Source organism: Mycobacterium farcinogenes, from assembly GCF_019739075.1.
Classification (GTDB): domain Bacteria; phylum Actinomycetota; class Actinomycetes; order Mycobacteriales; family Mycobacteriaceae; genus Mycobacterium; species Mycobacterium senegalense.
In genome coordinates this window covers 3,499,390-3,512,154 of the sequence record NZ_CP081673.1, presented here as the reverse complement: position 1 = coordinate 3,512,154, position 12,765 = coordinate 3,499,390, and the positions used below count along the sequence as shown (strand labels likewise).

Below are 12,765 nucleotides of genomic sequence, written 5' to 3'. Positions count from 1 at the left end.
AACCCGTTTCACGACCACAGGAGCCCATCTATGCCAAACGCCACCGGTGCACCACGGCTCGTCGACATCGGCAGCCCACTGACTCTGCCGTGCGGGGTCACCCTGCCCAACCGTATCGCCAAGGCCGCCATGAGTGAACAGCTCGGTGAGATCGACGGCGCACCGAGCCAGACATTGGTCCGGCTCTATAGCGCATGGGGGCGCGGCGGCGCGGGCCTACTCGTCACCGGCAACGTCATGATCGACCGTCGTGCCTACGTCGAGCCGCGCAACGTGACGTTGGAGGATGACCGGCACCTGGAAGCGGTCGGCAACTGGGCCCGCTCCGGAGCCCGCGCCGGAGCGATCATGGTCATGCAAATCAACCATCCGGGCCGCGTAGCTGTCGGCCCGCTACACCGCCGCCCAGTCGGTCCGTCACCGTTACGGCCCGGAGCAGTCGGTTTCAACCTACGCAAGCCACGAGCACTATCCCTCGACGAGATTGACGATCTGCGCCGGCGCTACGCCCGCACCGCCGAACTCGCGGTGGCCGCGGGCTTCTCAGGGGTGCAGGTGCACGCCGCGCACGGATATCTGCTGTCGCAGTTCCTCTCGCCGATCGCCAACCAACGGAGCGATCAATACGGTGGGACGCCCGAGAAGCGGCGGCGGTTACTGCTCGAGGTGATCACCGACGTGCGAGCAGCCATCGGCCCCGCTGCTGTCCTGTCGGTGAAGCTGAACTCGGCCGACTTCCAACGGGGCGGCCTCGATGAAGACGAATCACTGGAAATCGCCCTCGCCTTGGAGCGTGCGGGCATCGACCTGCTGGAGGTCTCGGGCGGCAACTACGAAGCACCGGCTATGACCGGTGTCGTGCAGGACGCCACCCGCGAGCGCGAGGCGTACTTTCTGCGCTACGCAAAGCGCCTGCGCGACCGATCGGCGGTGCCGCTCATGCTGACCGGCGGTGTGCGTACCCGCGACTTCATGAACGAGGTGCTTGCCCTTGGCGCGATCGACGTCCTCGGTCTGGGCCGGCCCTTCGCTGTGCGGCCCGATATCGCTGCGGCCCTGCTCGCGGGGACCGGCGAACCGGTGACCTTGCCGACCGCACCAACATTGACGATTCCCGGTGCTACACCGATCAATTCGTATCTGCAACTCGCCTGGCACGCGGCCAAATTCCGGCGCATCGCCGCCGGGGCCACACAGGTGAGCGGCCCGGGTGTGCTGCGCACCCTGCTGGCCGCCGGTACCACCGTGACCGCTCGCGCGCTCACCCAATTCTGATTCAGGAGTGTTCATGAGCCTGCCCACACCCACTCCCGATACCCGGGCCGTCGTAACCGGTGCATCCTCCGGTATCGGTGTCGCCTTGGCCGAAGGCCTGGCGCGGCGAGGATATTCACTGATTCTGGTCGCCCGCCGCGAGGACCGGCTCCGTGAACTCGCCGGCCGCCTCGCCGCGGACTTCGGCGTGGTGGTCGAGATTCGGCCCACCGACCTGTCCGATCGAGGCGAGCGCGGCAAACTCTGCGACGAACTCGCGGGACGCGCCGTCTCCGTGCTGTGCAACAACGCCGGATTCGCCACCTACGGCGACCTCGCGAGCGCGGACCCGGCCCGCGAGCGACAGCAGGTCGAGCTGAATTCGGTTGCCGTGCACGACCTCACCCTGGCTGTGTTGCCCGCCATGGTCACGCGCGGGGCCGGCGCGATTCTGATCACCGGCTCCACCGCCGGCAACCAGCCCGGCCCGAACAATGCCACCTATGCCGCCACCAAGGCATTCGCCAACACCCTCGCCGAATCGCTGCACACCGAGCTTGCCGGCACCGGCGTGAGCTGCACCCTGCTCGCACCCGGCCCCGTGCGCACCGAATACGCAGAGGCCGCCGAGGCTCCCAACTTGGACAAGCTGGTGCCGGCAGCGCTCTGGGTGAGTGCCGAACACGCTGCCGACGCGGCGATTTCGGGAATAGCCGCCGGCCGCCGCCGCGTCGTGCCGGGCCTCTTCGCCAAAGTGCAGACCGTCAGCGGCCAGTACACCCCACGCGCGGTCATCGGACCGGTGCTGCGCGCCGTCTACCAAAAGGTCAAATGAGATGGACTGGGAACCTACCGTGCGCACCGCAGGCCGCTCTCTCGGCACCGACCTACGCCGGGCACTGACCGTCGGAGACCCGCGCCGCACGCTGTACCGCGACGCCCATTACTTCAGTGCCACTGTCGAAATCGATCCACGTCAGATCCGCCCGTGGCTACCTGCGGGGATACGGCTGGCCGAACCTGCTCGCGCAGACGTGTTCACCGCCTGGTTCCCAGACTGCAACTACGGATCGGTCTACCACGAGGCCGGACTATTCGTGCATGTGGAAACCTTGCGGCGCACCGGCATCCACTGCCCGTGGATGATCCTCGACGACGACGTGGCCCTGATCCTGGGCCGCGAATTGCTCGGCTATCCCAAAAAGCTCGGCACCATCGACTGGTCACTCACCGACACCGAGATCCGCGCCGAAGCCGGCCGCCGCGGCCACAAACTCATCGCCATGAGCGGCCGACTCGGCGCAGTGATCGCCGACCCGCCACCGATCCTGGCGCGGCCACACCGCAACATCGCCGGACTGTCCGGAATCTTCCCATCCTGGCTGATCGCCTTCACTCCACAAGAAAAAGTCCTCGAGGTCCGCCGAATCGAGGATTTCAGTCTGGATGTCTCCGGCTCCGAGCGTGATCCCATCGACCAGATGGGCATTGGCAGGGTAGTGGAGGCCCGGCTGCACCGGGTCGACTTGCTGGGCGGCTGGATACCACCGATTCCTTTACGTCCCACCCTTCCCGGCTTCAGCGCCACACGCCTGCGCCCGCGCGTTTTGTGAACCAACGCCTCGGATTGGCGGGACGGTTCCGAGGACGAGCGCACAGCTCGGGAACACTTCCGCCACAACAGAATACGTCACAGTGACGAATATTGCCCTCCTCGGGACTTTGCGGAAAGGGGATAGGCAGGACCGCAGAAGGCAACAGGATCCGGGGAATCGAGGCAGGTAACTCCATCCGGGGCGCATCGGCCGGAAGCAGAGCCCACGGAATTTCGTTCGGCAGCTAGACGGTAGGCACGGCGCTCGGCAACGGCACCTGTGGAACATCGCTCGGTCGATCTGGATCGCAGGAGCACCCGACCGAGAGCGTCGCGGCGGGCCAGCAGTCGCAGGAGCAGTGCAGTGCGCCACCGAGCCCGACCCGTATCACCGACGAGGCGCTAGGCTCTGCCGCGGCCAGCCGGCGCCGAAAGTGCCTGTAGAGCAACAAGATTATGCGGCCAGGCACTCGTCGACAATTCGTCACTGTGACATAAATAAGGCGGCGCCACCCGGGAATCGCAGCGGGGGTCAGCGGAGGCCGTCGCCGGCGAGAGGCCGATGCGAGTGCTGTCGCGCATATCCAAGCCGACGATACGTTGCGACCGGAACCGCGACGGCTTGTGCAGTTCACGCATCGCGCAATCGCGCTATGAACGAGATCGAATGGCCGGCGGCCACACAGAGGCTGCAGGGAACAACGCCGCAGCCAAAGCGAAGAACGTTGTCCGATCCGGGAAATGTTGAGAGTACAAGGGTGCTGTGACCTGGGTACTTTCAACTAGTCGCGGACCGATCCGCTGGCGATTATTCCGCGAACACGTGAGAGTGTCGGGCGGAATCCGGAAAGACTTGAGAGTGTCGGGCCGTGGTCGGGATCCGCTAGCGTTTCTGCTGCGGAAAGTTCGGCTAACTCGCATGTTCGGTAACCGTTTGGCCCGGTCGTTGCGTGCCGTACCTGGAAGCTCCGGAGGTGATCGCGGCGGGCCGGCTCTACTGCCGGGTCACCAACGAGCACGTCGGTGAGGTCCGTCGGGTAGACCGCCGATCTGCAAGCCGTACCTGAAAGTTCAACCTGCACGGGAAGCAGCGGCCACGGTGATGCGGGCGGGCGTCGGAGGTCCGGTGCCCGGTGTCCAGGTTGGCGATGGAAGGCGACGAGATGCGGACAGCGCAACGTCGAGACTGAGGCCCTCGACTCATCAGGCGGGCAAGCGAGCTTGTCGTGTGCCAGACAACGGCAGGATTCGCCGATGAACTTTTTCTCTGCGGCACAGAATCTTTCGGTCCCGCCACGCCATTCCGTAATCGATTGGACCTAGCGGATACGGTAACGACATGACTGTTTCCGAATGCAACGACGAACTTGCTCCAGACGACGAACTGATGTCGGCCATTGACGAATTACTCCTCAATGCCGTCGTTGTCAGCGTCACCGGTGCGCATCTGCTAAACGAGACGTCGAGGATGCGCTGCGTAGAACCTGGCATCGACATCGAGGTGTTCGATTCAGAGCACGGGTGGAACGAGAGCGAAGGCTTGCAGCAGCCGCTCAAGGATGCGCACGAGCTAGCGTCCCTGTGCCTGCGTGGAGCCGGCGAAACTCTCTTCGCCTCGGCATCGGTCCTGAACAGCCCGTCGCAGTGGGCGGTGTCACCTGCGGTCCTCGCCCGAGCGACCGCGGTGTATTCGGCGAAAGCATTTCGCCTGAGCGACCCCGGCTTATCGGCATGGGACCGCTGCAGCCTGTCTCTGCATTTTTGGAAGACAGGCGTCGCGAATAAGGCTCATGGCCATATGAACTCCGAGACTGATGAGATTCAACGCTGGATCGATACGCATGGCCTAAAAAAGCCGAAGCAGACCAGCCAAGAAGACCAGTTGGTGGCGTCGATGTATGTCGAGGAGGAAAGAAACAGCAAGAAAGTCCACGGCCGGCGCCTGAGATTTCTGGAGGATGACAACTTCTATGCTCGCCTCTCGAACCTGGCACACGCGAATCCGGTGAATCTGTCCATTGCCGTGAAGTCCCCGGACTCCATACCGGAGTACGCGAAGGTGCGCGTTCTGTTCGATGCGATGTTTGGGTTGTACTGCGGATACAAGGCAGCTCAGCGCATCAACGAGTTACGCGGTGGGCCGACAGAGCCCCTCGACGAAATGTACGACTCGATCGTGACGCTGGTGGATGCAGGACGCATAGCCCGGGAATCGGTGGATCTCAAGTACAACCGCCGTTTCCACTGGTAGGCGTAGGCACGGCCGCCTCGACGGCGAAGATCTGCTCCAAATTCCCTGCTACCAGGACGACTAACGCGAAGCACGCACCACGGGTGCGCCTGCGGGCTCGGCCAAAGGCCGAGCCCGCACAAGGCACGTTTAGTCGAACCAGACGTTCGGGAGGCTCAGCGCGGCAGAGGAGGTTGATCCTCTAGCGCGACCTGGGCCAACAGTGCATGGGCGACTCCCATCGTGGCGCGCGCTTGCGCGTAGCCTATGAGCTCTGCGGGTGAAAGTGTCCCGATATCAACATTATTGAAAGCCGTCCAGGCCCTGGAGAGGTCGTCTTCAGCCTCAGTGCGGTGGGTGTGGAAGCCTCTGCTGTCTGCCATGGCCTTACCGTATCGGTCTTGACAGGTGTCTGGGATGATGACGGCACGGCGGTGCTGCGACCTGATCGCTCGACTCGTCTTGGACGGGTCAGGCTGGACTATTCCGCGTTGACGTGAGGGTGCCGGACGGAGGTGGTTTCGATTGAAGCCCAGTGGTCGTCGGTGAGCAGGCGTCGGTGGCAATGCCGTGATTCGAGCTACTGTTCATTGTGCGCGAGTACCCGTGCTCCCGCCCGTTGGCAGGCTTAACGTCATGCGTTGAACGCCTCAGGTGCTTCTTGGCTTCGGTGGCCATTGTTGCGGGTCAACAACGGGCGGCATGCTGTCGGGGTCGGAGTCCCAGTCGAAACTCGTGCCGTTCCAGTGCCCGGGGTTTGCGAACGAGACTGTTCCGTCTCCGTGGAAACTTGAGCCGTCGAACGTAGTCTGACCATCATGGTCGGCTAGGAATACCCCTTCGCGGAAAGTTATCCGCGCGTGGTTAGTAGTAACGAACGTCGCTTCTGTGAATCGGATGCGACCGCGGTCTGCACGAAACACCGCGTGGTCAAACGTAATCCCTTCGTTGCTGTTGGCGGCAAATGTGGCCCACATGAAGGTAATGCAATCGGGCAGCTGTCCGTCGGTGAATACTTGCCGGGCTGGGTTCGTTGCCGTGAAGTGGGCAGCTTCGAAACTGATCGCTCCGGCGCCGTCCGTGCTGAACGTCGATTGAATAAACGATAGTCCGCCGTCGCGCCGCGAGTCGAAATGAGCGGAATGAAAGGATATGCGCCCTTCTTCGCGCGCCAGGAATGTCACGCCTTCGAAGCTGATACCCAGTATCGCGTCCGCAGTAAAGGTCGCGTCAGCGAAGTTCGTCCAGTCCCTGCTTCCCGTTGCGGTGAACGTCGCGCCGTCGAATGTTATTGCGTCTTCGGCCGATCCGTTGAAGGCCGTTCCCTCGAATCCGACGTATCCGGTGAAACTTGCCCCGGAGAAGTCGGCCGACGTTATACGGGCGCCGCTCAAATCGAGGTCGTGCAGGTGGGCACCTGAAAGGTTGATCGCACATGCTGACCAGTTAGGCGATGCATCAGGTTGTAGGTGCTGCCGGAGTACCGACGAAATTGTCTCGCGGACGACGCGTTCCTCTGCGATGTCTGCGTTGTCGTCCAACGGATCCCACGGTCGTCGTAGATAGGAGCATAAGACGTCGACGCATGCCTGGATCTGGCGGCTCGAAGGGTCGATTGCATGCCAGTCGTCTGCCAGTGCCGCCAAGGAGTGAGCTCCAGCGTGTCGGCTCATGACGGTTGCGCTGTCGAGTTGCGTTGTAGCCGTAGTGAATCGAGCGTGCAGGTCGCGTCTAACTTCTTGTGCTCGCTCGTCTCGATACCGTAGCTGCTCAGCGTCGTGACGTTCCTTTTCGGCGGAACGTGTGTAGTGGCCGCTGTAGTAGGCCAAGACACCAGCGGTGATAGCACCGAAACCGGCCGCCAACGTTGCGTACGGTTGGGCCGCGTGTTGCCAAAAGGCCGCCCAGTTCGGTGACCCGTGGGCTAACACGACGTATGCGGCCGGAGGTAAGCCCACACATGTGGCCGCACCGGCGGCGAGTGCGCTGAGCGTGCGGCCAAGACCAAGATGTCTGCGGACTGGCGCTCGGCGGTGAGGCAGATCAGACATGGTGGCCGGGCGTTCGGAGTTTGGTGGGAGTCGGCATCAGCTGCAATCCTTCTCGCGAGATCTTGGGCCATCACATCACAGCGTCGTGGGTCGCAGCACACGTACCTGCGGGCGACTTTCGTCGGATTGCCCTTGCCCGACGCGCAGGATGCCCGAGATTGCGACGGTGGCGTTTTGGATGCGCAAATCGGTTGATGACCGTGTGGTCAGCGTTCAGTTGGGTCGGCGTAGTCGGGCTGTGCGGTGGTTGTTGCCCTAGCCACGCAGGCGGCGTGCCTGGCTACCGCTGGGGGCTCTGGCGCTGCTGGCATCGTTGTCCACAGTCTGGTCGACCCGAGCGACTACTGTCTGTCACGTGCAGCCCTACGAAGCGATCACCCTGGTCGAGCGGGTGCTTCGCGATCTCATACGGGAAGTGATGGCAGAGGGCTGGCGGGACGATCCAGCGGTCAGGATTGACCGCCTCGAGGACAAGCTGGCCGCTGAAATGGCCAAGCGGCGGGGGACCATCGCGTCGAGCGACCTAATCGAGTACCTGGAGTTCCACCAACTCAGAGAGATCATCGGTCGCGATCAGAATTGGGCGAGGTTCGAGCCGATCCTCGGTAAGAAGAAGTACTTCGAAACCTACATGGATCGCCTAGAGGGTTTCCGCAATCCAACGATGCATGGGCGACAACTGTACCCATTCGAACAATCACTCGTGGTGGGGATCGTTGGAGAGATCACCAATCAAGTGACAATCTGGCGCAGCGAACAAGGACCAGACTTGAAGTACTATCCCGAAATCGTCTCTGTCACCGATTCTTTTGGACGCCAGCCCCGCAATGGGACGCCAGCAGAGTTGTGCGTGCGCCCTGGGGACTGCATCACGTTCAAGTGCATCGGCTCAGACCCGCACGGCCGGCTGCTCAGATGGGACCTTCGGGTGAAAAGCCGGGGCGGGTCGATGGTCACAGAAGACGGCCGCAAGGGCGAGGAAGTCACTCTCAGTTGGACGGTGCACCCGAATCAGATCCAAGAGGGCGCCGACGTATGGATCACGCTCGAAAGCGATAGTCAGTATCACCGGCACGGTGAGTTCGATGACCGCTTCCATCTTGCGTATCACGTGCTGCCACCCTTAGACGCAGACCTAGGATCACCGGGCGAGTAAGCGCACAACCGATGCCGGTGCGCTACTGCCCGAGCCCGGGCTCGGGCAGTAGTTCTGCCCCCCGATCGGGACCGAGGCGTACCAGTGGCTCTGGATAACGTCGAGCGACCGAGCACGAACACACCAGTGGCTCGCTGAGGTCAACAGGTCCATCGTGGACTCGCATCAGCACTCAGGAGATGACCGGGCAGCGTGAGCTGATCCAGCCGACCACCGGTCACGGGGGAGTCGCGCTGGGATCAGGTGCTCACGAACTGACCGCCTCCCCAATACGAGATGGGCAAGCCGAAGTGCTTGCTCATCGAGGGTGATGATGGCCATCGGTGACGGCAGAGAGCTGACCGGTACGCGTCACCGCTGAACTGGTGCCGCCGGAGGCCCCACATGCACTGCGCCGAGATCATCGGCCCCGGTCATGTTGCTGCCGGCGGCGCTATTCAACGTCGCTCGCCGCATCCCAAACCCCTGCACTCATCACCACCCGGCGTTGCCGTCAACCAGACCGCTCAGATCGCTAGGGCTCGTCAACAGCAGCGACAACTCCCACCGCACCAAATCGATGGCCATCACCACCTGCGGGTCATCTGGATCAAATCCCTCGTCCACCAGCGCTTGGCGATCCTCGGCATCCACATCCAGTTAGACGCCCAGCCCCTCGATCCGGTTCCCATCCCACAACCCCCACTCGGCGATCCCGGGTCGATCCACCGCGCTGCCGAACCCCGAACCCAGATCATCGAGTAGGGCACACCGGATAAGCGTGTCGCTCACCGTCGCAGACCCAACCCCTATCCCCGTGAGCGATCGTCGAGAACACCCCCGCACTGGGCTACAGACAGTTCCAGCCGTGCGGCTCACCACGAAACCGAGGAACATTGGCGGCGCCACACTCTTGTCGCACAGCTTCATGCCTCGCCGCAGCGCTACGCGGCGTTGAATGCGTCCTTCAGGTTGCCGCGGTCGAGTGTGCGCCTGACGCTGAATGCCGCTGCCACAACTGATGTGGGCACAGATTCTCGGCCTGCACGTTCTCAGGTACGTGCGGATCAAACACAACGAGGTCCGTCTACTGGGTCGAAGGTCGCAGCCCACTGTGCTGGTGGTTACCGCTGGCCGTTGTGCGGAGGGATGCCCGCCGGGGTGGGTGGTGGAAGTCGGCTGGTTGCGTCGAGAAACGCGCGCACGCCGGTGAGTTGGTCGAGGTAGAGGCGGATCCAGGGGTCTTCGGGTGTGCGGTGTGCGTGTGGTTCGGCGGTGCCGGTCACCAGGCGCAGTACGCGGGTGTAGAGGCCGTGCACTGCGGTGCGCTCGTGGGCGATCCAGTCCTGTGGTTCGTCGGTGACGCCGTGGCCGTCGCGGGTCCACGTCAGCGGCATTGCGTGCTGGAGCGCGCCGTATTCTTTGACCCACACGAGCCCGGCCCGTACCTGGTTGGGTGAGAGTCCGGTCGCTTTGGTCAGCTGTGCGGTGGACAGCCGGCCTGGCTTGGCGGCGATGAGCGCTTCCAGAACCCGTTCCCCCGAAATATGCCTGGGTAACCGGCTGGCCATGGTCCTACGCCTCGGTGAGTAGGCGTGCGAGTGCTTCGTCCAGACTGACGTCGCCGGTGTCGACTGCGGTTTCGATCCAGTCTGCGGTGCTGCGCACCCGAGCGATATTGGTGTGCACCGTTTCTCGTTCCTCGACGGTGAACGTGTGACCTCGAAGATGCGGCACCGCGCGGCCGGCGGAAGCGACGAATTGGGCGCACATCGCGATCAGTTCGATGTATTGAGCGCTGTGTTCGATCCGGGGTATCGCTGGGGTGCGCTGGCGGGCGCAGACGATGGCTTGGCGGGATTGCTCGACTTGGGCGGTGTTGACCGCGTGCCGAGCGGTGCGGTCGGCCATCGCGTGGAACGCCACACTGGGCCGGTTCAGGAAGTTCTTGGTGGCTTCGGTGGCGATGCTGTCGTCGTTGGCCAGCTCGTGGATGCGGTCGAGTTTCTCCTGCCGGGTTTTGGGGATCGGTGATTTCCAGCCCGCGGCGCGGCACGCGGTGTCCACTGTCCACCGATCGTGGCCGGTGTCGTCTGCCGGTGGCCGGTGAATCACGTCGAACCGGTCGTCCAGGCCGGCCAGGATCTTGTGAATGTAGTGCGAAATGCCTTTTACTCGTTCGGATTTCGGCCAGCGCGAGGACACCCATCGGTAAGTGTCGAGGGTCTTGACCGGCATGCCCAGGTCTTCGGAGAACCGCGCAAGGCCGTATCCCACGCTCATCAGCGGTTCGGCGGCGTGTTCGCCGCCGCGGGGTTGCATGGGTGCCACTTTCAGCGCGAGGTCTCCCAGGCCGAATTGGGCGTGGGCCTGCTGCTCAACCAGCGTGCGTCCCTCGCGCACCAATGTCTTGTAATGACGCTCGCTGACGTTTCCCACCATGGTCGGCATCGACATCATCTCCTCGCCATGCCCGACCTCGCACGCCGCTGCCGATCGCGACGGCAATACCGTCTTGTCGTGATGCGATGTGCGAACGTTTACGGATAGGTACCGCCGCATTGTGCAGCGGTGATCACTCGACCGCAATACCGATGCGCCCCCTATTTTCGCTGTTCAACGGGGATATTCGTCGTCCAAACAACCCGTTCGGGTAGGCGTCACGGTGACGGCTGCGGCGAACGTTTATCGCGCCAGGCGCGGGTTCGGCACCGATGCGAGCAGTAGATGGCCGACGACCGATGCTCGATACCGACAATCCAGTCCTGCCCACACACCGGGCACACCGCCCGCGCCGCGGAAACACCGCGCATCGTGCGCACACGGGTCCGGGTGCGTTGGGTCCAGCGCCAATGCCGGGCCCGGCACGCCGCCGAACAATACAAGGCATCACCACGTACAGACTCGCTCAGCGGGGCTCCGCAGCCGTGACAGTAACGGCCCACCAGTGCCGGTTCGACCATCACCATCGCCTCCACTGTTCAAGCCATCGGCGTGTTGCCCTGCCCTCTGATGTCACCCGGCGGGGCTCACACCAGACTAGAGTGCGCCGCTGTGTCGATCCCGCCAAAATGAGGTGGGGCAGTTCACTGATCTCGAACCTGTTGGGAAAGCCGCGATCCCGCGGGCGGCCATGGCTCCTCGTGGTTGATCGATGTACCCGATCACCTTGTTCCCAACGCCTAGGTCAGGGCACCGGCCAAGCTCGGCGGTGGGCGCAGGGGCCGAACCAAGACTCAGCCGTTGGCCACGCGATAGTGTTCCCGCACGCGCCGCGGGTCGCGGGTGCATCCAAGGGCGATGCAGTAGGTGACGACAAAGTCGGCGTCGAGCCCGGCTCGGTGAAACGTCCGCATGAACTCGTGGACATAACCGCGGTCACGCCCGCTCTTAGGTGCAGACGATAAACGGTCGTCGAGGAAAAGCATGCTTTCGAACTCGTCGTGCAGCGAGGGCTCTAGCGGTGGCGTCAGTTCGCCGGTGGCGGCGTTGAACGCGCCTGTGGCGGTTGCCCATCCGAGCACCCCGGGCGCCTTTCCCCATTCGAATACCGTGAGGGTGGATTCCCCGACGCGGGATACACACTTGATCAAGGACTCTTCACTGGGCCATGCCGCTACCACGGGCCCGCCCCACGGAACTGTGTCGGATCGGGCAGAAACCCATGTCGACTGGGCGGCCAGGGCCGCTAATACAGGTGGGTTGTCGATCGCGTTGCCCGACTTCTGCGGCGTCATGATGACGCGCTTGCCTTGGCCGCGGCGCTCATTTGCGTTGAGCCACTTGGCGAGCCGCTTGCCGGTGATCGTCTCCATACGCGCTTCAAAGGGAACCCAGGCCGCGTTGTATCGGGGTTCGACGACGTGCATTCTTCGCAACCTACACCTCGGCACCGACGACGAACTCGTGGTGAACCGACCGAGCTGCGCGTCGATGACCAGAAGTCGCCCGTGGCCGCTTTCTCGTGTCCGATCCGGCACGATAACGGTCATGACCCCCGACATATGGATTTCAACGACGACATCCGAAGTCACCTTTGAGAACAACACCCCGGGCCGCCAATGGCAGCGCGTCGGCACGATCGACACCGCGCAAGAAGCCGATCTTGCCAAACACATCCAAGTACTGCTCAACCTGCGCGGCTCCGCGCCGCCAATCTCCGGCTTCTACGTAAGCGCAGACCCCGACAACGTCTGGGTCCGCGCTGCACAGCGGGATCCTGCCGGGCAGCCGCCGTTCTGGATCGCGGTCGACCCCTGGGGCCGGGACAGGCCCACGATTGTCAACGCGGCTCAGACCTACTTCGTCAGCAACGAGATGGCGACCGCGACAAGGTCGCTGGCCCGGCGTGCACCGCAGCCCCATCCCGGTCGTGCCGTGAAACCAGTCATGATCGGTGTCAAGATCAAGCACCACGAGGACGGGCTGTTCACCCCGCACGTGAATCGATAACTGCGGCGCTGGTCGGTGGCGCGATCGATACCATGACCGAGGGGAGGTA

The 12,765-nt window shown here is 63.2% G+C and carries 12 protein-coding genes; 6 read left to right on the top strand and 6 right to left on the bottom strand.

Annotated elements, in window-relative coordinates:
* Positions 1 to 30 precede the first annotated feature (30 nt).
* From K6L26_RS16700 to K6L26_RS16685, 4 genes are all read left to right on the top strand, one after another.
* On the top strand, positions 31 to 1,275 hold the full coding sequence (locus tag K6L26_RS16700) for an NADH:flavin oxidoreductase/NADH oxidase family protein (protein WP_221850824.1): 1,245 nt from the start codon (positions 31 to 33) through the stop codon (positions 1,273 to 1,275).
* A 13-nt stretch (positions 1,276 to 1,288) separates the two neighbouring features.
* Positions 1,289 to 2,089 carry an SDR family NAD(P)-dependent oxidoreductase gene (locus tag K6L26_RS16695; RefSeq protein WP_221850822.1) on the top strand — a complete coding sequence of 267 codons (801 nt, stop codon included), beginning with the start codon at positions 1,289 to 1,291 and terminating at the stop codon, positions 2,087 to 2,089.
* Between the two features lies 1 nt (position 2,090).
* Positions 2,091 to 2,867 carry an acetoacetate decarboxylase family protein gene (locus K6L26_RS16690; RefSeq protein WP_221850821.1) on the top strand — a complete coding sequence of 259 codons (777 nt, stop codon included), beginning with the start codon at positions 2,091 to 2,093 and terminating at the stop codon, positions 2,865 to 2,867.
* Positions 2,868 to 4,187: 1,320 nt separating this feature from the next.
* A complete protein-coding gene (locus K6L26_RS16685; RefSeq protein WP_019344750.1) occupies positions 4,188 to 5,099 on the top strand; it encodes a hypothetical protein in 912 nt (303 codons plus the stop codon).
* Positions 5,100 to 5,728: 629 nt separating this feature from the next.
* Here the strand turns inward: K6L26_RS16685 and K6L26_RS16680 are convergent.
* Complete coding sequence (locus K6L26_RS16680) at positions 5,729 to 6,619, bottom strand: pentapeptide repeat-containing protein (RefSeq protein ID WP_161494442.1); 891 nt, start codon at positions 6,617 to 6,619, stop codon at positions 5,729 to 5,731.
* An 865-nt stretch (positions 6,620 to 7,484) separates the two neighbouring features.
* Here K6L26_RS16680 and K6L26_RS16675 point away from each other — a divergent pair.
* Complete coding sequence (locus K6L26_RS16675) at positions 7,485 to 8,285, top strand: hypothetical protein (RefSeq protein WP_019347193.1); 801 nt, start codon at positions 7,485 to 7,487, stop codon at positions 8,283 to 8,285.
* Between the two features lie 474 nt (positions 8,286 to 8,759).
* Here K6L26_RS16675 and K6L26_RS16670 read toward each other — a convergent pair whose 3' ends face one another.
* The 5 genes from K6L26_RS16670 to K6L26_RS16655 form a co-directional block, all read right to left on the bottom strand.
* The gene (locus tag K6L26_RS16670) at positions 8,760 to 8,918 is read right to left on the bottom strand and encodes a hypothetical protein (protein WP_019347192.1); all 159 of its coding nucleotides are present in this window, start codon (positions 8,916 to 8,918) and stop codon (positions 8,760 to 8,762) included.
* Between the two features lie 6 nt (positions 8,919 to 8,924).
* Positions 8,925 to 9,056: a hypothetical protein gene (locus K6L26_RS31890; RefSeq protein ID WP_019347191.1), complete on the bottom strand. Its 132-nt coding sequence runs from the start codon at positions 9,054 to 9,056 to the stop codon at positions 8,925 to 8,927.
* 332 nt (positions 9,057 to 9,388) lie between these two features.
* Positions 9,389 to 9,835, bottom strand: a complete 447-nt coding sequence (locus tag K6L26_RS16665) for a hypothetical protein (RefSeq protein ID WP_019347190.1) — start codon at positions 9,833 to 9,835, stop codon at positions 9,389 to 9,391.
* Between the two features lie 4 nt (positions 9,836 to 9,839).
* Positions 9,840 to 10,715 (bottom strand): DUF6192 family protein, encoded by an 876-nt coding sequence (locus tag K6L26_RS16660; protein ID WP_043369900.1) that lies wholly within the window; start codon positions 10,713 to 10,715, stop codon positions 9,840 to 9,842.
* A gap of 785 nt (positions 10,716 to 11,500) precedes the next feature.
* Positions 11,501 to 12,256, bottom strand: a complete 756-nt coding sequence (locus tag K6L26_RS16655; protein WP_131721956.1) for a hypothetical protein — start codon at positions 12,254 to 12,256, stop codon at positions 11,501 to 11,503.
* Here K6L26_RS16655 and K6L26_RS16650 point away from each other — a divergent pair.
* A complete protein-coding gene (locus K6L26_RS16650; RefSeq protein WP_019347187.1) occupies positions 12,255 to 12,716 on the top strand; it encodes a hypothetical protein in 462 nt (153 codons plus the stop codon). The genes K6L26_RS16655 and K6L26_RS16650 overlap by 2 nt on opposite strands.
* Positions 12,717 to 12,765 lie beyond the last annotated feature (49 nt).

What these genes read in the sequence shown, in the direction of transcription:
- K6L26_RS16700 (WP_221850824.1), top strand. Translation starts at nt 31, where the DNA reads ATGCCAAACGCCACCGGTGCACCACGGCTCGTCGACATCGGCAGCCCA.
- K6L26_RS16650 (WP_019347187.1), top strand. Translation starts at nt 12,255, where the DNA reads ATGACCCCCGACATATGGATTTCAACGACGACATCCGAAGTCACCTTT.
- K6L26_RS16685 (WP_019344750.1), top strand. Translation starts at nt 4,188, where the DNA reads ATGACTGTTTCCGAATGCAACGACGAACTTGCTCCAGACGACGAACTG.
- K6L26_RS16690 (WP_221850821.1), top strand. Translation starts at nt 2,091, where the DNA reads ATGGACTGGGAACCTACCGTGCGCACCGCAGGCCGCTCTCTCGGCACC.
- K6L26_RS16665 (WP_019347190.1), bottom strand. Translation starts at nt 9,835, where the DNA reads ATGGCCAGCCGGTTACCCAGGCATATTTCGGGGGAACGGGTTCTGGAA.
- K6L26_RS16695 (WP_221850822.1), top strand. Translation starts at nt 1,289, where the DNA reads ATGAGCCTGCCCACACCCACTCCCGATACCCGGGCCGTCGTAACCGGT.
- K6L26_RS16660 (WP_043369900.1), bottom strand. Translation starts at nt 10,715, where the DNA reads ATGCCGACCATGGTGGGAAACGTCAGCGAGCGTCATTACAAGACATTG.
- K6L26_RS16655 (WP_131721956.1), bottom strand. Translation starts at nt 12,256, where the DNA reads ATGACCGTTATCGTGCCGGATCGGACACGAGAAAGCGGCCACGGGCGA.